General features: G+C 75.3%; 1 protein-coding gene. It reads left to right on the top strand.

Features of this window, described 5'->3' with window-relative positions; translation table 11 throughout:
• A partial coding sequence (locus tag ACFVWR_RS19110; protein WP_387216050.1) for a protein kinase occupies positions 1-292 on the top strand: 292 nt, incomplete at both ends.

The raw sequence follows: 292 nt of genomic DNA, 5'->3' as shown, positions 1-292 counted from the left end.
GGGCGGTTCGCTGTGGATCGTCAGCGAGGTCGTCTCTGCACGGCCGCTCGCCGCGCTCCTCGCCGAGGAGCCGCTGTCCCCGTACCGGGCGGCCGAGGTCGCGTCCGACGTCCTCACCGCGCTGCGCGCGCTGCACGCCCACGGCTGGGTCCACCGGAACATCACCGCCCGTACGGTCCTCGTGTGCGACGACGGCCGGATCGTGCTGACCGGACTCGCTGCCGGTGCGGCGGAGGAGGCGCTGTGCGGCTATGACCCGACGCCGGCGGCTCCCGCTGCCCCGGCACCCCCT

It is taken from the genome of Leifsonia sp. NPDC058292 (assembly GCF_042880955.1).
GTDB lineage: Bacteria > Actinomycetota > Actinomycetes > Actinomycetales > Microbacteriaceae > Leifsonia.
The sequence above is the reverse complement of the archived record's forward strand: the minus strand, read 5'-3'. Positions and strand labels throughout refer to the sequence as shown.